Raw genomic sequence first — 19,621 nt, forward strand, 5'->3', positions numbered from 1 at the left:
CGTCCCGTGAGGCGCCCGGACTCCCGACAGGCGCCTTTCCCGCCGAGGAACGGCGCGCTCGCAACGCCGACACGACACAGGAGTGGAAGAGTGAAACGGTGACTGCCTCGCCGGAAGACCCGCCCCGACCGATCGGCGAAGCCGACCGCGACGCCGGCGTGCAACGCCTGCAGGACGTGTTCACCGAAGGGCACATCTCCTCCGAGGAGATGGACGAACGCCTCACTCAGGTGCTCACCGCCAAGACCGGCGGCGAACTCGTATCGGCCTTGGCCTCGCTCCCCGCACTGAACCCGGGCAGCACCTCCCGCACACCGGGGGAAGCGCACACCGGCGCGGCCGAGTTGCCGACCACCGGCCTGTCACCGTCACCGAGCGCCCCGACGGACCCGGGGTGAGCAGGAGGAGCTTGACATGCCAGTAGCCAACGCCGGGGCGGACGTATTGATCGTCGGTGGTGGGCCGGTCGGGCTCACCGCCCGGGCGCTTATGGAGCGCTGGGGTGTGCGGGCACTGCTGGTCGAGAAGCACCGCAAGCTGTCACCATTTCCCCGGTCCCGGCTGGTCAACGTGCGCTCGATGGAGATCTTTCGCCAGCTCGGGCTTGCCGACAAGATCACGGCCGACGCATTCGCACCGGAATACGGCCGCGTCCGCTTCCGCGACACCCTGCGCGACCGCGACTTCGCCACCGCGGCGATGGTCGGGGTCGACGCGCCGGTTCCGGAGAGCCCCGCAATCGGCGTGGTCACCTCGCAGGATCGGTTGGAACCCACGCTTCTCGCCGCAGCAGACGCACACCTGCGGTTCGGGGTCGAGCTCGTCGACCTGGTCGAGGAAGCCGAGAGCGTCGTGGCCCTGCTCGTCGACCACCGGCGCGGTGAGAAGGTGCGCGTCCGTGCCCGCTATGTCATCGCCGCTGACGGCGCGAGCTCCACGGTCCGGCAACGGCTGGGAATCGACACCACCGGCCCCGGAGCGATCGGGGACTTCACCACCGTCGTGTTCGACGCCGACCTCGACCGCTGGTGCACCCGCCGGCCCGCCGGGGTCTACTTCACCGCGCACGGAACGTTCCTCCCGCTCTACCCCGGGGGAGGCTGGGCCTGGTTCGTTCCCACGCCCGAAGACGCGGCTCGGGCCGACTGGCCCGGCCTTGTCTCGCGCGCCATCGGCGCCAGCTCCGAGGTACAAGCCGACGTGTTGCGGGTTCAGCACTGGGTGATGAACGGGTTCGTCGCCGAACGCTTCCGCCACGGCCGGATCCTGCTGGCCGGCGATGCCGCGCATGCAGTGCCCATCATCGGCGGTCTGGGCATGAACGCCGGCATCGCCGACGTACACAACCTGTGCTGGAAACTGGCGGGCGTTCTCCAGGGGTGGGCCGAACCAAGCCTGCTGGAAACCTATGAGACGGAGCGACAGCCCGTCGCCCAGCAGACTCTCCACCAGGCCGTGGCCAACACCCAACTGCTGCTCCAAGTGCAGAACCGGCGCCGCGAGCAGCTGCGGACCGGCGAAGCAGCACCTGCACAGGTCGAACTTCCTTGGTCGGAGCAGTACTTCGCCCAGCTCGGTCTCGTGCTCGGCGTCACCTACCACTCTGCCGCCGTCCTCACCGACGGCAGCACCCCACCCGAACCGTCCGACCCGGGCACGGACTATGTCCCCACCGCAGAGCCGGGCCGTCGTGTGCCACACCTCTGGCTCACCCGCGACCGCTCCACCCTCGACACCCTCGGCGAATGGTTCACCTTGCTCACCCCGGACCCCACTCACTGGGAGCAACAGACCGCCGCACCATGGCCGCTGCACATCGAGGCACTTCCCATCGAGCACACCGATCTCTGCGGCCTCCGGCCGCACGGAGCACTACTCGTCCGACCCGACGGCCACATCGGCGCCCGCTGGCGGGACCGCCCACCGAGCGACGCCACCCTCCACCACGCCCTCACCGCAATCACCCGCTCGACAGCCCCCAGATAGCCCGGTGCCCGATGACGTGAACCACCGCCGATCTCAGAGAGCGGTACAGGTGACGTGATGTCGGTGCTGTCGTCACCGGAACGTGTGGTGCCGGCGTATCCGCACCGATCGGGAAGCCCGGTCGCGCTGGGCTGTCTCCCGTGAGCGACCGGCGGCCCTGTAAGAGCGACCGATCCGACGAGCGGCGGGCCCTGATCGAGCCCGTCAGCACCTACTGGAAGGCCCAGCACCACTCGGCGATACCTCGGGTCGCGACCGGCGGGACCGGATCGGCGACGATCAGCGGGTAGGCGCGCATTCCGGCTCCCCTCCGCCAGGAGAACTCAGCTCCCAGATCCTTGATCTCCGCGTCCCTGGCCGGGGCAGGGTTCGTCACGGAGAGCGCGGACCGTCTGATCGGACCGGGCCGCGCGCTGCCCGGTGCGGGTCGCAAGGCCGAGGCATGCGGCTCGCACCGGGCATTTGCGGTCACTCCTCGTCGTCGGCTTCCGCAAGAGTGTCGGGAGACCAGCGGAGCGTCACATCGAAGTGGACGCCGGCCGAGCCGCCCGCCAGGATCACCCCGACGCTGCCGTCCAGTTTGACGCCGAACTTGATCTCGATCTCGTCAGGTCGGCGTGGCAGGGCGCGGAACGCGTCGATCACGTCGGATGCCGTGTTGACCACGGTGTGAAGCGAGTCCCGCACCGTGGCGCCCGCTCGCTCCAGACTTCCCCGGCCGGCGGGCGCCACTCCTGCGCCGGTGCCCTCGCTCTCGACCACCAGCGTCCCGCCGGACGCGAGGGGGAATTCGATACGTGTTGTCACTTGGCCTCCTGGCCTGAGGATGAGGATGGGCAGACGGAGCTCTGTGCCGGCTGCGGATAGGCGTCGGCCTGGACCTTGTCCAGCCCGGTGAGGATCGTCGGCAGTCGGCCGGGGTCGTTCAGGTAGTCGAGCACCGCGTGGTTGAACGCGGCCGCCATGGTGCTGGGCATGCTGTCCGAGGCGTCGAAGCACAGGGTGGCGGGCGAGGCCAGCAACCCGTTGATCCGGCGGGCGATGCTGTCGGGCGCGTTGCGGGACAGCATCTGCGTGACGGTGCGGTTGGCGGAGAAGGCCGCCTCCGGCTGGTGTTTGGGCCAGATCTCCTGGGCCGTCCGGCTCGCGAGGAAGGCCATGAACTTCTCCGCCTCGGGCGAGTCGCGGAACATGGCGACGAGATCTCCCGACACCTCGTACGTCGGATTCGCCGTCGGAGTCGCCGTCGCCGTCGGCTGAAGGTCGGGGAACGGGACGAAGTCGTAGTCCTTCCCGGAGACGGGTTCGGGCCGGACCTCGGGGTCCGGGGTGACGAGGGCGCCGTGCCAGAGGTAGCAGCCGGGCGGTGCGGTGAAGAGCGGATAGGCCCCTTCGCCGTAGCTGGTCAGGAGCGCGGTCAGCGGGCCGCCGTGGATCGCGTCCTGGGCGGTGACGGTCCGGCCCCATGCCTGCCAGGCCGCGCTGACCTGTGGAGATGTCCATTTGAGCCTGCCGTCGACCCAGGCCGTGTACGTGCCGGCACCCGCCTGGTGCAGCAGGATGTCCTCGATCCAGTCGGTACCGGGCCACCCCGAGTTGGGCGGGTCGGCCATGGCCAGGCACCAGGGCGTCCCGCCCCGCTGGACCACCGACCGGCCGACACCGACCAGGTCGGCCCAGCTGTCGAGCGGTTGGGTGGCGAGCTGCCGGCGGTTGTACCAGATCAGGCTCTTGACGGAGGCTTTGACGACGACAGCGTACGGACGGCCCGTCCCGGCCTCCCCGAGGCGGTACCACTGGGGGTCGTAGTCGGACTTCAACAGCTCGACGAGTTCGCTGCCGAGTGCCTTGTTCTGGAAGCCGTCCAGCGGGACCAGGGCGTGCTGTTGCGCGTAGGAGCGCAGCGCCCCGGGGTTCGCCACGACGGCCAGGTCCGGTTCCTCGCCCTTCTGCACGCCGGCCCGCAGCACCTGGTCGAGTGCCCTGGTGGGGGAGGCGTGGACGGTGATGTCGGGGTTGCCGGCCTCGAAAGCATCGATCACTGCTTGGAAGGATTCCTTCTCGGCACCGGCGGTCCAGGGCGTCAGGATGGTCAGGACGCGCCGGTCGGACGAGCCGCCGAGGCAGGAGGCGGACGCCGCCAGCAGGGTGAGGACCAGAAGGAGCCGGAGGGCTGCCTGGCGCTTCTGCCGCATCATCGGCCTCCGAACCGGTACTCGTCGATGCGCGGATTCAGCGCGCGAGCGGCTGCCGCGGCCGCAACCAGGGTCAGCAGCACGACAACGGTCGGGCGCTCGGAGGAGGAGGCGTCCGCTCTGGTGACCCCGTTCGTGAACTCGGCCTCGGCCTGGCCCAGTTGGTGGCCGTCTTCGGCCGTCCCTCCGGTCGCGGGTCCGGGCGCCGGGGGTGTCAGGTCGGTCCCGCAGAACCTGGTGGTGGCCGGGCACGCCTGCGCGACACCGGCGAACAGGTCCTCGCCGGCCTGAGTGGCGGACCGGCTCGCCTGCTGCTGCGCCAGGGTGACCGCTTGGACGAACGGACCGTCCAGAGCCGAGCGCAGGTGTCGGTCCGAGGCATGGAGCGACTGACCGCACCACAGGGCCGTCGCGGTGAGGGCGAGCACAGCGGTCGTCAACCAGATGCTCACCCGACGCCGGAACCGGCGGCGCAGCACGAACTGGGTCCGCGCGAACAGCGCCAGCACCACGACGAACGGCACCAGGAACAGCAGATCCATGGCGCCCGCCAGCCACACCGAGCCGCGCCGGTCGGCCAGTGCCGCGCGGCCCTCCGTCCGCAGCCGGTCCAGCGTGGCCGAGATCTCCCGGTACTGCAGGGTGGCGTACCAGAGGGCCGGCAGGGCGCGGGTGAGCTCGCCGGTCTGCTGGTAGTCGGCGGCGGCCTGCTCGATCTCGGCGTTGTAGGCGACGACAAGCCCCTCGACGAGTTGCAGGTCGCTGGTGGCTTCCGGGCCCGCCACGTTGTACCTGGCCAGTTCCGCAAGGTTCTGGTTGATCGCGGCGATGTCGTTCTGGTACTGGTCGCCGAGTCCGCCGAGGACCACGGTGCCCTGCAGGAAGCCGTGCACCGCCACGCGTTGGGCGTCCGCGAGCGCGCCGGACGCGGCCTCGGCCCGGAGCAGCGCGGGGGCGGCCCGCCCGCCGGCGGCGTCGGTTCCGGCGTGCGCCTGGCTGGACACCACCAGGCACAGCGTCCCGGTCAGCAGGCTGCCCGCCACCAGCGCCCCGCGGAGCCGGCGCAGGGTGCGCGCAGTCGTGGAGGGCATCGCCGGTTCGTCCGCCCCCGGCTCGGGTGCCACCGTGCCGGGGGCCGTCATCCGCCCACCACCGGTGAGCCGTCGGTGAATTCGTGGTCGCAGGCGGGGTTCTCGCAGTACCGTGCGCCGGCCACCGCGACCCGGCGACACCTCGGGCAGGTGGGCCCGGGGGCCGACGGGTGCCCGGGCGCCGGATCGGCGCGTGGCGCCGGGTTGCGCGGGAGGCCGTACGAGCTGCTGGTGACCGTGCCCATCATGGCCTGCAGGACGTAGTCGGGATCCAGATCCGGTAGCAGGCCGACCACGCCGCGTACGGCGTCCTCGACCCGGACGACCTTGCCCAGGCGCCGGAGCGCGTCCTCGTTGCGCAGTTCGGCAGCCAGCGCCACGGCCCGACCCCAGGCGTCGCACGCCCCGTGGCGATCCCCCTGGCGGTACAGTGCCCCGCCCCGCCATCTGAGCGCGTACAGCTCCTTCTCCTGCTCGTGGCGGTGCCGGTCGGCCCCGATGACGGTTTCCTGGGCCGGCTGGTCGAGCCAGCGCGCGGTGATCACCTCGACCGAGCTGACGGGTGTGGCCCGGTCGGTGCCGATCGCGCCGATGACCACCTCGATGGAGGCCAGGGTCTCCGCGTCGGCGCCGGCCGTCCGGTCGCCGGTCACGGTGAAGGTCGCGACGAACCGGCGCGCCTCGCTGCTCCAGGGGCCGGTCGGGTAGTCGGACGCCGCTGCTCCGGCCAGTGGCAGGCGGTGGTCGAGCAGGTCGGCCACCGCCGGGTGGGCCTGTTCGAGGGCCGACACCGACACTCCCGGTGCGCAGCGCACCCGCAGGGCCAGGTCGGACAGCGTGCGGCCCATGGCGGTGCGGACCAGCGCGCGGAATTCGGGCGCCAGGTCGGCCAGGTCGGGCACCGCGTCCGCGGTGCCCCGGAGTTCCTCGGCGATCCGTCTCAACTCGGCGGGATCCCAGTCCGCGCCGATACCGCGGGCGTCGCAGGTGAACACGGAACGGCAGTCGGCGAGCACGGTGTCCATCGACCGTGCGGACCGGCCCTGATGTTCGTTGCGTCCGTCGGTGAGCAGGAGCGCGTGGCAGATCAGATCGCGGTGCGGTTCGAGCAGTTCCCGGGCCTTGTCGAGCCAGGCGCCGATGACCGTGCCCTGGGCGCCGGGAGCGATCCGGTTGACAGCCTGTTTCGCCTCCGCGCGGGTGGTGGCGTTCGCCGGGGCGAGGAAGGATTCCCGGGGGTAGATCATGGTTGCCTCGTGGGTACCGGCGACCACCGCGAAGCGGGTTCCCTCGCGCAGGGTGTCGATGGCGGCGCAGCTCGCCTCCTTGGCCCGTTGCAGCTTGGTGCGCGGATGACTCATCGACCCCGATTGGTCCAGCAGGACGACCTCGGCGAACTGCGCATCGCTCGGCGGGCTCGCCGGCCGGTCGGCCGCGGTGCTCGCGACCACGCTGAGGTAGAGGTGCACCTCACGTTCGTCCAAGGAGCGGTACCTGTCGTAGTTGGCCTCGAGGGTGACTCGTGGCTCTTCGCTCATCTGCCGATTCCCCGTTCGTAGCGCGAGATTGACGATCCGTCGGAGCCTGCGGGTTCACTGCGTGGTGACTGGTCTCACGGCGTTGGCCAGATCGACGAGTACGGTGTGGCGGTGCTCGTCCGGTGCCCACTGGGCGAACGCCCGGTACTCCTTCTCCAGCCCCGACCGGATCTCGTGCTCGGTGGCTTCGTCGTCGGACGCGGTCCGGTCCGGTCGCGGGCCGCGTCGGCGGTCGAGCCTGGCCTCCATGATCAGGACGGCGAGCCGGCGCCGCTCGGGTTCGTCCAACGGCAGTGTTGCCAGCACCTGTTCGGCTTCGGCGAGGTCCGCACGGTCGGGCAGGCCCTCGGGACCGGGGTCGAGCCGCCCGGTGTGGATCCACAGCGCGGCGATCCGCGCCGCCCGGTGGTGCGGTGAGGTGTCGGGTATCTGCCTCAACTCCGAGACCGCACCGGCCCGGTCGCCGCGGCGGAGCCTCGTCCGGGCATGGCCGAAGGCGGCGCTCTCGTGCCAGCTGTCGATCCGCCACACCGACAGGTAGGCAGCCGCCGCGGCGTCGAGTTCCTCGTCGGTCGCCGCTCGGTACTCGGCGCACAGCGCCAGCGCGAGCTGCGGCGCGAGCTCGCCCGGCAGGGTCCGGTAGCAGGCGGTGAACATCCTCTCCGCGCCACCGAACTGCTGCCCGGCCAGGGCTATCAGCCCCTCGTGCCAGTTGAGCCGCCAGCCGGGCCGCAGCAGGCTCCTCGCCTGGTCCAGCGCGGCGCGCGCCGCTTCGAGGTCGTCGAGCCGCAGGTGGAACCGGCAGCGCAGCAACTCGACCTCGGGCGAGGAGGCACGGGCGGAGGCCGGGGCCGCATCGGCGTAGGAGGCGAGTTGGGAGAGGGCGACGGCCGGATCGGCGCTGACCGACGCCCTGAGGAACCCGGCGGCGGGGTCGCGGGCGTCGACCAGCGGCTCGGGCAGCCCGGCCGCCGCCGTGACCGGCGCGGGCGGGGCGGTGGCGAGCGGACGGCAGCTGCCCTCGGCCGCCGCCCGCAGCGCCGAGGTGCTCGTCCACCGGTCGAGCGGCGGCACAGTCCCGAGCCCGGGGTCGATCAGCGTGGTGGAGCGGGCGAAGAGCAGCGACGGCGCGGTGTACTGGGTGCCGTCGCGGTTGGAGACCAACTCACGCAGTACACCGCTCAGTTGGCCTGCCATCTCGGCTGCCGAGCCGAACCGCAGGTGCGGATCGGGATCGGTGGCGCGGCTGATGAGCTGGCGCAGTGAGGTGAAGCGGGGACTGTCGGGGTCGTCGGTGTACCACCCGAAGAGCGACTCCAGGGTCCGGCCCACCGTGTGAAGGTCGGTGGCGACGGTGGGCCCGGTGACCATCAGCTCCGGGGCCATGTAGTCCTCCGAGTACGCCCCGCTGCCCGGTCTCCCGGCCTCGCGCACCGCGCCGAGGTCGATCAGCTTGATCCGGGAGCCGTACACCATCAGGTTGCTCGGCTTCAGGTCGCAGAACAGGTACTGGCGGTCGTGGAGGTACTGGAACGCCCGGAGAACGCGCAGGACGTAGCCGATGACCTGCTCGGTCTGCAGCCGGCCGAACAGTTCCGGACGCTCCAGGGAGTAACCGGGTACGTACTCCATCACCAGGTAGCCGTGGTAGCCGTGCCGGGACCCGCCCGCCGGCTCGTGCGTCACGAAGTCGTGGATGTCGACGATGTCGTCGTGCCTGAGCTCGATCAGGAACCGCTTCTCCTCGGCGGCCGCCTCGACCCGCACGGGGTCCTCCGCGTCGATCAGGCCTTTGAGCGCCACCGGACGGTTGTTCAGGCGCTCGTCGTGGGCGAGGTAGACCCAGCCGAAGCCGCCGTGGCCGATGCAGCCCTCGACCCGGTAGCGGTCCGACAGCAGCTCGCCCCGGCTGAGTCTCGGCACGAACGAGTAGGCCGTTCCGTCGTATGGGCAGCGCCCCTCCAGCAGGCTCGGCTGGCCGTCGAGACCCGTGCCCACGGGGCGGCGGCAGGCGGGATGGGGGCAGAGCCTGCGCTCCTCCGGGATTCGCGGCGTGGCTTGGACCGCTTGGCCCGGCTCCGGTCCGTCGATCGTCGGCAGCGTGACGAGGCCCTGCCCCCACCAGGGGTCGTCGCCGAACGGGCGCGGCGACGGTACGGGCTCTGCGCGGCGCGCGGACCACGGCACCGCGCCACGGCTTGCGACCGCCGGCACCGACCGCCCCGGGGTCCGCTCCCGGGCCGGCGGCTGGTTGCCGCCCGCCGGCACCGATCGCCCCGAGGTCCGCTCCCGGGCCGGCGGCTGGTTGCCGCCCGCCGGACCGGCCGGCAGCGGCGGGAGCAGGCAGCGCCGGCAGTAGCCGGTCCCGTCGTGTTCGCCGCCGCAGCCAGGACGATTGCACCGGTTCATGCCTGTCTCCCATCGATCTCGCGTCGAACGGCCCGGTGGTACTCCTCGACCCGGAGTTCGGCGAGCGGCAGGTCGCATCCACCGCTGTAGAGCAGCCGCCGGGCCGCCTCGTACGACTCGCCCAGGTTCTCGATCAGGCCGCGCGCCGCGGCCTCCGAGCGGTAGGCCTCCAGCCGTCCCCGGGCCCGGTTGCGCCGGGCGAGGAGGGCCGTGCACTCGGCGTGCAGGCGCCGGGCCCGCACCAGCGACCGGGCGGCCGCCTCCTCGCAGGCGTCGAGTTCCCTCAGCAGCCATCCCCGAAGGGTGGATCCGGCGGCGGCCGATCCGGTGTCCCGCAGCACCCGCAGGCGGACCGCGAGCGCGGCCGCGCCGGCGACCTGCGGCGGCGGCGTGCCGAGGATCCGCGGTGCGACGTGGTCACGGCACACCCGGGCGTCGCCCTCGGCCGTCTCGACCTCCTCGACCAACCGGTCGAGCCGGTCGAGCCGGCGGCCGACCTGCGTCGTTCCGCCGTGCCGACCGTGCGGCGGGGCGAGCGCGGCGGGCCCCCCGAGGCTCGCCGCGACCGCACTGCGGACGTACCGCGGAGGGTCGCCGTGGTAGGCGAGCAGCAGGCGCACGCCGATGCTCGACGCCCGCGCGGCGATCGGTTCGAGCAGCCGGTAGTACAGCTCGCCGGGATCGGCCGCCAGGTCGACCGCGTTCACCACGACGACGATCGGTGAGCCCAGCTCCGCCAGTTGGTGGAAGAGGTCATCGGTGGCGCGGTCGGTCAGCAGGCTCAGACTCTCCGCGAGCTGTTCGGCGACCTGCTCCGTCGTCCGCCCGGTCGCGTCGACGGCGGCGTCCACCTCACCCAGCTGCGGGACGGTGCCGGGCGGGGCGCCGCTGACGGTTTCGTCGGGGGCCGCCCGACGGTAGCCCGGCACCGTCAGTCCCACCAGGCGGGACGTCAGCGCCACCGCGCCGCCACCGCCGATCGCACAGACCCCGCCCGACCCGCCGGACGCCAGCCAGCCGACCAGGTGCCGGGTCAGGGCAAGCTGCACCGGGTCGTTCAGGACCTCCGGGACCTGCGGCGACGGCCAGTCGCCCGGCGCCACCTGCGAGGGCCGGCCCGCCAGGTGCCCGTCGAGCACCGCGCTCGCGTACTTGTACAGCGTCCGGACCGCGATCATCCAGCTGCTCTCGGCGAGCGGCGCCCGGACGACCGCGATCACGCCGAGAATCTCACCACTCGCGGCGAGTGCCGCCGCACCGCTGAAGCCGCGGTCGACGCGCTGCTCCAGCACCGCGTCGAGCTGTATCCGCTCCCCCGTGAAGTCGTACGAGGCGATCTTCGCACTGGCCAGCTGGCCGTTGTCGGTACCCGCCGGGAAGCCGAAGATGCGCACGATCTCGTCGTGCTGCCAGGTCCGCCGGATCCTCGCGCGGGGCGCGCCCGGCACCGCGGACCGCAGGGCGAGGATCGCCACATCCCCGCGCTGGTCCGGTAGCGGCGGCTGCCAGCAGCTCTCGACAACGGTCGCCGGGTAGGCGTCGTCGGGATGTCCGGCGATGCGGACCCGGACCTCGCGATCGGCACCACGCCCGGCGTCGATGGCCTCCTCGACCACGTGCGCACACGTCAGCACGTACTCGCCGTCGAGCATCGTCCCGGCACCGTGCACGCGCCCCTGGGTGTCCTCGATGCGCGCCAGCCAAGGATCCTCCCGCCCCATAGCGAAAAACGTTACCGGTGAAGTGATCTGACGGACAATCATTTCGTCTGATCGCATCATCCGTGAACACCGGAGGATGCCCCTGGAAGCGGGGCGCACAGGGATCGGTTCCTCCCTACGACCGCGCGAAGGGGCGGTGGAGCCGAAGGTCCACCGGAGCGGCACGGAAGATGCCGAAAGGGCTTGCAGTCAGCGATACGGCGCGGCTTGGCGATTCAGCCCGGTCAAGCAGCTTATGAACCTTTCGCGATGCGACTCAACAGCCGGTCTCGGCCGGATGCGGAGCATGGGCACGGCCACCTCGACCTTTCCGTACCCCTGCCCCGGGCGCCACGGGCGGGGCCGGACCGACAGACGCACCGGCCGGACACGGCGGCGCTCTGCCGGGCCACCCCAACATGCCGACGGAGTGCCGCAGATGCCCCGCAACAGGTCCAGGGCCGCACCCCGCACCCCGCGCCCGGACCGGGACGCGGGACGCGGCGGTGCCGTCCGACCCGGCGCCAGCTGTGAGCGGCCAGGACGGACTCGTCCGTTCGACAGCCGTCCCCGGCCGGCCGCGCCGAAGAGGCGACCGGCCCTCGATCGATGACGCCCGAATGCTCGACCGGATGAGCAGACACCCCATGACGACCAGCAAAGAGGAGCCTCAGCCTGCGGAAACGTCCCCAGTGGGGTGACATGAACGAGCGTTCACGACCACATTGCGACCACCAAAGGAAAAGGCCGTTCTCATCGTTTCGATAAGAACGGCCTCCGACCTGCATAAACGCTGGTCGGGACGACAGGATTTGAACCTGCGACCCCTTGACCCCCAGCCGGCGATGGCCATCGCTGCACGTCGGGACGGTAGACAGCCCGCACTATCCGTTCACCGAAAGACACCTCGGCGAAGATGGTGAGCGACGCGCGGTCCCCGGCTAGTCCCCACCAAGCAGGCCATCCTGCTGCAATGGTGCCGCACCGGGGCGGTGCGGAGCGACCGGCCGATGAACGACACGCCCCGGTCCGGCGACGAGACCGTACGCTTTCCCATGGCGCGCACCTGCCCGTTCCATCCGCCGCCCGCATACGAGGAATTGCGCCGTCGCTCCCCCGCTGTCCGGGCGGCCTACGTGGAAGACACACCCCTGTGGTTGATCACCCGCCACCGGGGGGCACTCCAACTGCTGTGCGACAGCCGGTTGAGCACCGACCCGCGGCGCGTCGGCCACCCGTTCGCCGCGATGGCGGCGCACGGCCGCCAGCGGGCCGGCCAGTTCATCGACATGGACCCTCCCGAGCACGACTACTACCGCAAGATCCTGATCTCCGAGTTCGGTTACCGTCGGGCCCGGGAGCTGCGGCCCGTCATCGAACGGACGGCGCATGAGGTCCTCGACGAATTCGCCGCGGACGGGGCGGCGGACCTCGTCGGGCAATTCGGCTATCCGTTCTCCACGCGGGTGATCTGCCACCTGCTCGGGGTTCCGGCCGAGGACAGTGCGTACTTCCACGACTGCACCCGGGAGATGATCGACAGCTTCTACGACAGCGAGAAGCTCCCACTGGCCCGCCAAAAACTGTTCGACTACCTGGACTCCCTCGTCGGGCGCTCCGAGCGGAATCCCTCGACCGACACCTTGATCGGCCGCCTCGCCGCTCGGCAGCGCCGGACCGGCCGACCCGATCACGACTCCCTGGTGGGCGTGGTCTTCCTGCTGCTGACGGCCGGTCACCAGACCGTTGCCAACATGCTTTCGCTGGGGACCTACTCGTTGCTCCGGCATCCCGAGCAACTGGCGCGAGTGCGGGCCGATCCGGGCTTGTGGCCGACCGCGATCGAGGAGCTGCTGCGCTTCCACTCGATCGTCGACTGGGTCGGCTTCGACCGGGTGGCAACCGAGGAGATCGCGGTGGGCGAGCACACCATCGCCGCCGGCGAGGGGGTGTTCGTGCTGGGGGCGTCGGCCAACCGGGATCCGGAGGCGTTCCTCGATCCCGATGTCCTCGACATCCACCGCGACGCCCGCCGTCACCTCGCCTTCGGGTTCGGGGTGCACCAGTGCATCGGTGGCAACATCGCGCGGGTCGAGCTCGAAGTCGGCTACCGGGCGCTGTTCGATGCGCTCCCCGGGCTGACGGTCGCCGCGGAGCTGGACGACTCCTGCTTCCGTTACGAGGCCCGGACGTTCGGAATGAGCCGGTTCCCGGTGCGGTGGCAGCCATGAGAGTGCGGTGGCGGAGATGAGGGTGCGGGTGCTGCGCGAGCGGTGCATCGGCGCCGGCCAGTGCATGCGGGCGGCCCCGGAGATCTTCGGCTCCGACGAGTCGGGCGGTGTCCGGGTGGAGAGCGACGCACCGGTCGGCGATTCGGAGGCCGAGGTCCTGCTGGCCGTTCAGCTCTGTCCGGTGCAGGCCGTCCTGGTGGCCGACGGGTAGTCGGCGCCGATCGTCAGGCCCCGTCGTGGCCCCGGACCAGGGAATCTCCCAGTGCGGTGCGGTGGTATAGGACCGCACGACCCGAGCGGGCCCGTTGCAGCAGGCCGGCGTGCCGCAGGACCGCCAGGTGGTCCCCGACGGCGCCGAGCGACATGTCGAGGCTCTTGGCGAGCTGGGTCGTACTCGCGGGCGCGTCGAGCCCAGCCAGCAACCTGGCGCGGGACCGGCCGACCAGTGCGGCGAGGGCCTCGGCGGCGGGACCGTCCGGCTCCCACCACAGCGCGGCCGTCCCGCGCGCCGGATAGATCAGGGTCTTGGGCCAGGAGCCGTCGACATGGGCGGCCACCCCAGGGCCGATGAACACCGAGGGGACGAGCAGCAGGCCGTCCTCGACCCGGGTGATCGTCGCCGGGTCCGCGTTCGGCAGGTTGACGCCGCCGTCCGTCCAACTGAGGTCGTCGTGCAGCCCGTCCAGCACGCGTGCCCACCCCGAGCGGCCCAACTGACCGACCCGGTGCACGACATCACGCTCGCAGACGGCACGCAGCTGCTGCCAGTCCGCTGCCAGGAGTGCGTGCCAGGCGTGGTCCAGGGCGCGGACAATGCGGGCGACGAGATCGTCACTGCTCAGCACCGCGGCGACTCGTCGATCGCCCACCACGCCGGAGGCCAGGCAGTGTGCGGCCTCCCGCCTGGCCTGCTCCGGCGGGGTGCGCGACATCGACCGCAGATCGTCGTCCCAGCTCTGCCCGAGCCCGGCCGGCGGTGGCGCGATCAGGTCCGCACAGAACCTGTCGGTCTGCAGGGCGAGGACGGCGTCCAGCTCGGTCTCCCGGCGAAGCCGCTGGAAGACGGGCCGCAGGCGCGCCGACCATCGCGGCGGCAGCCGCCCGCTGCTCGCGTCGCACAACAGCCTGAGCAGGCCGGTCAGTTCGACCGCCGGCGACAGCGCGAACCGGCTGTGTAACAGGGCGCCGGCGGTCACCTCCATGCGCAACACGGCGTCAGGTTACGTCGTGGGACGAATGAATCGCCAGGGAACCCGGGCCACCGGCACGCTGACCCGCATGACTCCCGAATCCTCGCCGGACCTGCGGACGTCCTACCGCCAGGTCCTGGCCGTGTCCAGGTTCCGGCTGCTCCTGGTCGGCAGCACACTGACCGGTACGGCCGACGCGCTGCGGATCGCCACCCTCGCCATGCTCATCTATGCCAGGACCGACTCGGCGCTGCTGGGAGCCGTCACCTTCGGCGTCGGGTTCCTCCCCCAGGTGATCGGATCCACGCTGCTCGGCTCGCTGTCCGACCGCATTCCGCCACGACGGCTCATCGCCTCGGGCTACGCGCTCGAATGCGCGGCGGCGACCCTGCTCGCCCTGACCGACCTGCCAATCTGGACCTGCCTGGTGCTGGTGGCCGCGGTGGCCGTCTGGACGCCCGTGTGCAGTGGTGCGAACAACCGGGTGGTCGGGGAGCCGCTGACGGGCGACTCCTACGTCCTCGGGCGGTCACTGCTGAACATGGTCAGCTCCGGCGCCCAGTTGGTCGGGCTGGCGACGAGCGGCATCGCCGTGACGGCCCTGGGCCCGCACCGCGCCCTGCTGGTATGCGCCCTGGCCTACGCCGTCGCCGCGACCGTGCTGCGGACGGGACTGCCCGACCTCCCGGCTCCGGGCCGCGGGACACGCGGGCCATTGGCGGAGCGCGGCCCCTGGTCCGTGATGCGCGCAAGTCTGGCGAGCACCCGCGGAACGCTCGCCGAGGCCCGGGTGCGTGGACTGCTGATCGCGTTCTGGCTGCCGACCGGTTTCGTCGCGGGAGCGGAGGCCCTGATCGTGCCCTACGCCGGCCAACGGGGCTTCCCCACCGCTTCCTCCGCCTGGCTGCTCGCCTGCCTGCCGGTCGGGATGCTGATCGGCGACCTGGCGGTGGGACGCCTGATGCAGCCCGCCGCCCGCGAGCGTGCCGTCGTCCCGCTCATGGCTCTCCTCGGGCTCCCCCTGATCGCCTTCTTCGCCAGCCCGCCCTACCTGCTCTGCCTCCTGCTGCTGACAGTCACCGGTACGGGCTTCTCCTACGGGCTGGGCCTCCAGCGCGCCTTCCTGAGCTCCCTCGACGAGTCCCGACAGGGACAGGCCTTCGGGCTTCTGGCCTCCGGACTGATGACGCTCCAGGGCGTGGGGCCCACTGTCTTTGGCGGTCTCGCCCAAATGGCCACCGCAGGAACGGCGATAGGCGGCGCAGGCCTGGCGACCCTGGTGACCGCCCTCTGGACCTCCACGGCCGTCCGACCCGCCCCCGTCGCCCGACTCCACGAGAACGGCCCGCGCTGAAGCTCCGCCGCTCCGCACGCAGCTGTGCCGGTCAGCGCTCCCGTTCCCGCGCCTTCAGCGGCATCGCGGGCAACTCCGGAGCCCGCAGCCGATCCCCGTCGTAGCCGTGCTCCTCGCCGAAGCGCGCACCGTCCTCCCAGTCGCTGCGCGCCTGCACGATCTCCTCACTGGTGCGGCCGATGACGTTTCACCACATATCACGTGGTGAGCGTCTCTTCCGATCTTGACGTGGATGGCGTCCACGAAGACGACCGGGTAGAGCGGGTCGAGCGGGCGCGTGCGCCATTCCGTCATCGGCTCCAGGGCTTGGTCGGTGACGGTGGAGACCGTTTCCTTGGACGTGGTCATCCCGTATACCTCGGCCAGGCGCGCGACGATCTCGCCGCCGGTCAGGCCCTTTGCGGTCAGGGACAGCACCATCTCATCCAGGACCCCGGTGCGGCGGGCGTATCGGGGCAGCAGGGACGGGGTGAAGATGCCCAACCGGTCGCGCGGGACCTGAATGGTGACCGCGCCGACCTCGGTCATCACCTTCTTATTCCGGCTTATTCCGGTAGCCGTTGCGTGCGTTGCCGCCCGAGCGTGAGCCGCGTCCGCCCGCCCGTGTCCGCTCGGCGGCCAGGTGCAGGTCCATCTCCGCTTCGAGGGCGGCCTGCATCAGGCACTGGGTCAGCTCGGGCAGGATCCCGCGCCCACAACCAGCTCACCATCACGGAGAACAACCTGCGGAAGGCAGCCTGACCGGCAATCAGCCCAACCGGTCGACACGACCAAGCGCTTCGGATCTCACAATGCACTCACAAGCCCTGGAGAACACGAAAAAGGCCGCTCCCACTTCTCAGTGGAAACGGCCTCCGACCTGCGAAAACTCGCGGTCGGGACGACAGGATTTGAACCTGCGACCCCTTGACCCCCAGCCGCAGGGTCGCCTGCTGCGGGGCATCCGGGAGTGGATCAGAACCGCCCACCTGCCGACCACTTGCCGCCGTCTTCCGAGCGGTGTGTCGTCCTGCGCGTGTCGTCGCCGAGAAGCCGCGGCATGCTTCACGCCCTGCTGTGCACGCTCTGGAAGCGGACGTACTGCGTCGACCTCGCCCCCGACGAGGGACATTGCCGCACCCGCCGACGGGGCGGGTTCGCCACCCGCGCCGAGGCAGTGCGAGAGTTGGCGTCACCGTCCACCGCATCCTCGCCACGCTCTCCGGCGCCCTCAAAGCGGCCGCCATCCGCCACCGCCTCGGCCACAACCCCGCCCAGACTGACGACAGTCACCCCGTCCACAGGTCTCGACGACAGCTCCGGGATCGCCCCGGCAGTGCCTATGCGCTCTCCGTCGGGGCGGGGGTGATCGGGTCGGTGAGGCGCAGTAGCAGTGCGGCGGCGGTGTAGCGCATGCGGCCGGTGGTGGTGCGCGGGTCGTAGCCGAGGCTGGCGGTGAGTGCTTCGTGACGGGCTTGGACGGTGGAGTGGTGCATGCCGAGGGTGGCTGCCGCGGAGCGGATGCTGTCGGCCTCCACGAGGGTGCGGAGCACGTCGGAGGATCGCTGGTCGAGTGCGGCGAGGGCACGGACGTCCTCGTGCGGTGCCTGCGGGTCGTGGGCCTGGGCGAGCAGGAGCATCGCGCCGAGGTCCGTGGCGTCGACGGTCGGCGTGTCGGGGGCGGTCAGCCGCAGGGCGATGATCGCCGCGTCCCAGGATTCGGGGGCACGGTCGGCGCGTACCCAGGTTCCGAGGCCGGCAGCTGTGCCGGTCAGCGCTCCCGTTCCCGCGCCTTCAGCGGTATCGCGGGCAGCTCCGGAGCCCGCAGCCGATCCCCGTCGTAGCCGTGCACCTCGCCGAAGCGCGCACCGTCCCCCCAGTCGCTGCGCGCCTGCACGATCTCCTCACTGGTGCGGCCGATGAAGTTTCACCACATATCACGTGGTGATCGTCTCTTCCGATCTTGACGTGGATGGCGTCCACGAAGACGACCGGGTAGAGCGGGCGCGTGCGCCATTCCGGCGCCGCCGATCAGCCCGACCGCCGGAGCAACGCGCGAAACTGCGCGCGGTCAGGTGGCCGGTTCGATCAGGCCGGTCTCGTAGGCGGCAATGGCCAGCTGTACGCGGTCGCGGGCGTCGAGTTTGGTGAGGAGGCGGGCGACGTGGCTCTTCGTGGTGGCGATGCTGATGCAGAGTCGGTCGGCGATCTCGCTGTTGGACATGCCGCGGCCGATCAGCACCAGGACCTCGCGTTCGCGTTCGGTGATGCCGTCGATGGTGCGGCGCTGCGGGGCGCGGGCGGCGGGGAGGCGTTCGACGAAGCCCTCGATCAGGCGGCGGGTGACACCGGGGGCGATCATGGCGTCGCCGGTCGCCACCACGCGAACCGCCGTCAGGATGTCCTCCAGCACCATGTCCTTGACCAGGAAGCCCGCCGCGCCGGCCCGCAGGGCGGCGTAGACGTTCTCGTCCTCGTCGAAGGTGGTCAGGACGAGGACGCCAGGCGGGTCGGGCATCGCCTTGATCCGGCGGGTTGCCTCGATCCCGTCCATCACGGGCATCCGAATGTCCATCACCACGACGTCGGGCCGCAGCTCCTTCGCCATCGCGAGCGCCTCCGCGCCCGTTCCCGCCTCCCCCACGACCTCGATGTCGGGCACTTCCGCGATCACCATCCGCAGGCCCACACGCACGAGTGGCTGATCATCCGCGAGTACGATCCGGATCGTCATAGCGGGAGTCTAGCCATCACTCGGAAGCCGCCCCCGGCCTGCGGACCGGCGTCGAAGTGGCCGTGCAGCAGGCCGACCCGTTCGCGCATCCCGATCAGGCCGTAGCCGCTGCCGACACTGGCGCCCTCGGCCGCCCGGCCGCGCCCGTCGTCGCGGATCTCCAACGACAACTCCTCCTCCTCGTAGTCCACTTCGACCCAGCACCGGGCCGCGCCCGCGTGCCGTACCACGTTGGTCACCGACTCCTGGACGATCCGGTACGCCGAGAGTTCGACCTCGGCCGGCAGCTGCCGACGGCGACCGCGCCAGCGCAGCTCGACCCGCGCCCCGGCGTCCGCCGCCCGCTCGACCAGCCGTTCCAGATCCGCCAGGCCCGGTGCGGGCGCCCGGTCCGAGCGGTCGGTGTCGGCCTCCCGCAGTGCGCCCAGCATCCGCCGCAGGCCGGTCAGCGTCTCCCGGCTGGTCGTCTCGATGGCCCGCAGCGCGTCCCGCGCGCCGGCCGGCTGGGTCTCGATCACCCGCACCGCCGCGCCCGCCTGGATCGCGATCACACCGATGCTGTGGGCCACCATGTCGTGCAACTCCCGGGCGATCCGGGCCCGTTCCACCTGCACGGCGCGGGCCGCGGCCTGGGTGCGCAGGGTGTCGGCGTGCTCCTGCCGCAGGCGCACCCAGTTGCCCGCGATCCACGCCAGGACGGTGATCATCACCAGGTTCTCGCCGACCCCGGTGAGGGTCCGCATCACCGGGCTGTGCCCGAAGGCGACCAGGATCCCGCACCCGACCAGCACCACGCCCGCCCCCGCCAGCGCGGCGGTCCGCCGCGGCCTGGCGAAGGTGACGTAGAAGACCAGCACGTCGGCCCCGAGCAGGAACGGCCAGGTCCGCCCCCCGAACGCCTTCACGCCGATCGCCTCCACGGCGAGCACCCCCAGCACCGTCAGCGGCATCCGGCCGGCCAAGCCGATCGGCGCGGCCAGTGCGACGACGATCAGCAGCAGCACCCAGGTCGGAGGTGTGACGAATTGGCCGGGCGACATGAACACCGGATTGGTGGGACCGGACATCGTGCCGTACAGCGCGAGCGCGAACACCACCGCGGCCCACCGGCTGAGCACCGTCAACGTGTCCGGCGCCAGCTTCCTCAGCAACACACCGGGCTTCCGGAGTCGTTCCACGCTCACCATGCTAGGTCCTGGCCGCTACGGGGCCGG

At 71.3% G+C, this 19,621-nt stretch carries 15 protein-coding genes and 4 pseudogenes; 5 read left to right on the forward strand and 14 right to left on the reverse strand.

The annotated features are described in order from the left end of the window. Positions 1-98: 98 nt before the first annotated feature. Both AMK19_RS18545 and AMK19_RS18550 read left to right on the forward strand, forming a co-directional pair. Positions 99-398, forward strand: a complete 300-nt coding sequence (locus AMK19_RS18545) for a DUF1707 SHOCT-like domain-containing protein (protein WP_073813007.1) — start codon at positions 99-101, stop codon at positions 396-398. A gap of 16 nt (positions 399-414) precedes the next feature. Next, the gene (locus tag AMK19_RS18550; RefSeq protein ID WP_073813008.1) at positions 415-1,986 is read left to right on the forward strand and encodes an FAD-dependent monooxygenase; all 1,572 of its coding nucleotides are present in this window, start codon (positions 415-417) and stop codon (positions 1,984-1,986) included. Positions 1,987-2,454: 468 nt separating this feature from the next. On the opposite strand, the gene AMK19_RS18560 is transcribed toward AMK19_RS18550, so the two are convergent. The 7 genes and pseudogenes from AMK19_RS18560 to AMK19_RS18585 form a co-directional block, all read right to left on the reverse strand. Further along, a complete protein-coding gene (locus tag AMK19_RS18560) occupies positions 2,455-2,793 on the reverse strand; it encodes a CU044_2847 family protein (RefSeq protein ID WP_073813010.1) in 339 nt (112 codons plus the stop codon). Further along, the gene (locus AMK19_RS18565) at positions 2,790-4,184 is read right to left on the reverse strand and encodes an ABC transporter substrate-binding protein (protein ID WP_083647011.1); all 1,395 of its coding nucleotides are present in this window, start codon (positions 4,182-4,184) and stop codon (positions 2,790-2,792) included. The genes AMK19_RS18560 and AMK19_RS18565 overlap by 4 nt, the downstream gene beginning before the upstream one ends. Then, positions 4,181-5,272 (reverse strand): hypothetical protein, encoded by a 1,092-nt coding sequence (locus tag AMK19_RS18570; RefSeq protein ID WP_143200266.1) that lies wholly within the window; start codon positions 5,270-5,272, stop codon positions 4,181-4,183. The genes AMK19_RS18565 and AMK19_RS18570 overlap by 4 nt, the downstream gene beginning before the upstream one ends. A gap of 47 nt (positions 5,273-5,319) precedes the next feature. Further along, positions 5,320-6,810 (reverse strand): vWA domain-containing protein, encoded by a 1,491-nt coding sequence (locus AMK19_RS18575; protein WP_073813014.1) that lies wholly within the window; start codon positions 6,808-6,810, stop codon positions 5,320-5,322. A 54-nt stretch (positions 6,811-6,864) separates the two neighbouring features. Further along, positions 6,865-8,733: a serine/threonine protein kinase gene (locus AMK19_RS18580; protein WP_241844466.1), complete on the reverse strand. Its 1,869-nt coding sequence runs from the start codon at positions 8,731-8,733 to the stop codon at positions 6,865-6,867. Next, positions 8,734-9,297, reverse strand: a pseudogene (locus AMK19_RS38630) (serine/threonine protein kinase); the annotation flags it as partial. Then, a complete protein-coding gene (locus AMK19_RS18585; protein ID WP_158071926.1) occupies positions 9,216-10,940 on the reverse strand; it encodes a S1 family peptidase in 1,725 nt (574 codons plus the stop codon). The gene AMK19_RS18585 and the pseudogene AMK19_RS38630, both read right to left, overlap by 82 nt. Before the next feature lie 1,115 nt (positions 10,941-12,055). On the opposite strand from AMK19_RS18585, the gene AMK19_RS18590 reads away from it, so the two are divergent. Continuing rightward, positions 12,056-13,150, forward strand: coding sequence for a cytochrome P450 (locus AMK19_RS18590; RefSeq protein ID WP_198953363.1), 1,095 nt, complete (start codon positions 12,056-12,058; stop codon positions 13,148-13,150). Between the two features lie 16 nt (positions 13,151-13,166). Continuing rightward, positions 13,167-13,361, forward strand: a complete 195-nt coding sequence (locus tag AMK19_RS18595) for a ferredoxin (protein WP_073813101.1) — start codon at positions 13,167-13,169, stop codon at positions 13,359-13,361. A 13-nt stretch (positions 13,362-13,374) separates the two neighbouring features. Here the strand turns inward: AMK19_RS18595 and AMK19_RS18600 are convergent, their stop codons facing one another. Then, positions 13,375-14,352 (reverse strand): ArsR/SmtB family transcription factor, encoded by a 978-nt coding sequence (locus AMK19_RS18600; RefSeq protein WP_241844479.1) that lies wholly within the window; start codon positions 14,350-14,352, stop codon positions 13,375-13,377. 76 nt (positions 14,353-14,428) lie between these two features. Here AMK19_RS18600 and AMK19_RS18605 point away from each other — a divergent pair, with 76 nt between their 5' ends. After that, positions 14,429-15,694, forward strand: coding sequence for an MFS transporter (locus AMK19_RS18605; RefSeq protein WP_073813103.1), 1,266 nt, complete (start codon positions 14,429-14,431; stop codon positions 15,692-15,694). A 31-nt stretch (positions 15,695-15,725) separates the two neighbouring features. On the opposite strand, the pseudogene AMK19_RS38635 reads toward AMK19_RS18605, so the two are convergent. From AMK19_RS38635 to AMK19_RS18635, 6 genes and pseudogenes are all read right to left on the reverse strand, one after another. Beyond that, a pseudogene (locus tag AMK19_RS38635) lies at positions 15,726-15,881 on the reverse strand (pirin family protein); the annotation flags it as partial. Positions 15,882-15,889: 8 nt separating this feature from the next. Then, positions 15,890-16,382 (reverse strand): annotated as a pseudogene (locus AMK19_RS18610) (transposase); the annotation flags it as partial. A 631-nt stretch (positions 16,383-17,013) separates the two neighbouring features. Next, positions 17,014-17,313 carry a helix-turn-helix domain-containing protein gene (locus tag AMK19_RS18620; protein WP_073813026.1) on the reverse strand — a complete coding sequence of 100 codons (300 nt, stop codon included), beginning with the start codon at positions 17,311-17,313 and terminating at the stop codon, positions 17,014-17,016. 131 nt (positions 17,314-17,444) lie between these two features. Next, positions 17,445-17,600, reverse strand: a pseudogene (locus AMK19_RS18625) (pirin family protein); the annotation flags it as partial. A gap of 144 nt (positions 17,601-17,744) precedes the next feature. Beyond that, positions 17,745-18,407: a response regulator gene (locus AMK19_RS18630; RefSeq protein WP_073813028.1), complete on the reverse strand. Its 663-nt coding sequence runs from the start codon at positions 18,405-18,407 to the stop codon at positions 17,745-17,747. Further along, complete coding sequence (locus tag AMK19_RS18635; protein ID WP_241844468.1) at positions 18,404-19,585, reverse strand: sensor histidine kinase; 1,182 nt, start codon at positions 19,583-19,585, stop codon at positions 18,404-18,406. The genes AMK19_RS18630 and AMK19_RS18635 overlap by 4 nt, the downstream gene beginning before the upstream one ends. Between the last annotated feature and the right edge of the window lie 36 nt (positions 19,586-19,621).

It is taken from the genome of Kitasatospora sp. CB01950, from assembly GCF_001905465.1.
Taxonomy (GTDB): Bacteria; Actinomycetota; Actinomycetes; order Streptomycetales; family Streptomycetaceae; genus Kitasatospora.

Bases quoted from the DNA above. Each gene is read 5' to 3' on its own strand.
- AMK19_RS18550 (WP_073813008.1), top strand. From the start codon at position 415: ATGCCAGTAGCCAACGCCGGGGCGGACGTATTGATCGTCGGTGGTGGG.
- AMK19_RS18565 (WP_083647011.1), bottom strand. From the start codon at position 4,184: ATGATGCGGCAGAAGCGCCAGGCAGCCCTCCGGCTCCTTCTGGTCCTC.
- AMK19_RS18570 (WP_143200266.1), bottom strand. From the start codon at position 5,272: ATGCCCTCCACGACTGCGCGCACCCTGCGCCGGCTCCGCGGGGCGCTG.
- AMK19_RS18575 (WP_073813014.1), bottom strand. From the start codon at position 6,810: ATGAGCGAAGAGCCACGAGTCACCCTCGAGGCCAACTACGACAGGTAC.
- AMK19_RS18585 (WP_158071926.1), bottom strand. From the start codon at position 10,940: ATGGGGCGGGAGGATCCTTGGCTGGCGCGCATCGAGGACACCCAGGGG.
- AMK19_RS18595 (WP_073813101.1), top strand. From the start codon at position 13,167: ATGAGGGTGCGGGTGCTGCGCGAGCGGTGCATCGGCGCCGGCCAGTGC.
- AMK19_RS18600 (WP_241844479.1), bottom strand. From the start codon at position 14,352: ATGGAGGTGACCGCCGGCGCCCTGTTACACAGCCGGTTCGCGCTGTCG.
- AMK19_RS18605 (WP_073813103.1), top strand. From the start codon at position 14,429: ATGACTCCCGAATCCTCGCCGGACCTGCGGACGTCCTACCGCCAGGTC.
- AMK19_RS18620 (WP_073813026.1), bottom strand. From the start codon at position 17,313: ATGCTCCTGCTCGCCCAGGCCCACGACCCGCAGGCACCGCACGAGGAC.
- AMK19_RS18630 (WP_073813028.1), bottom strand. From the start codon at position 18,407: ATGACGATCCGGATCGTACTCGCGGATGATCAGCCACTCGTGCGTGTG.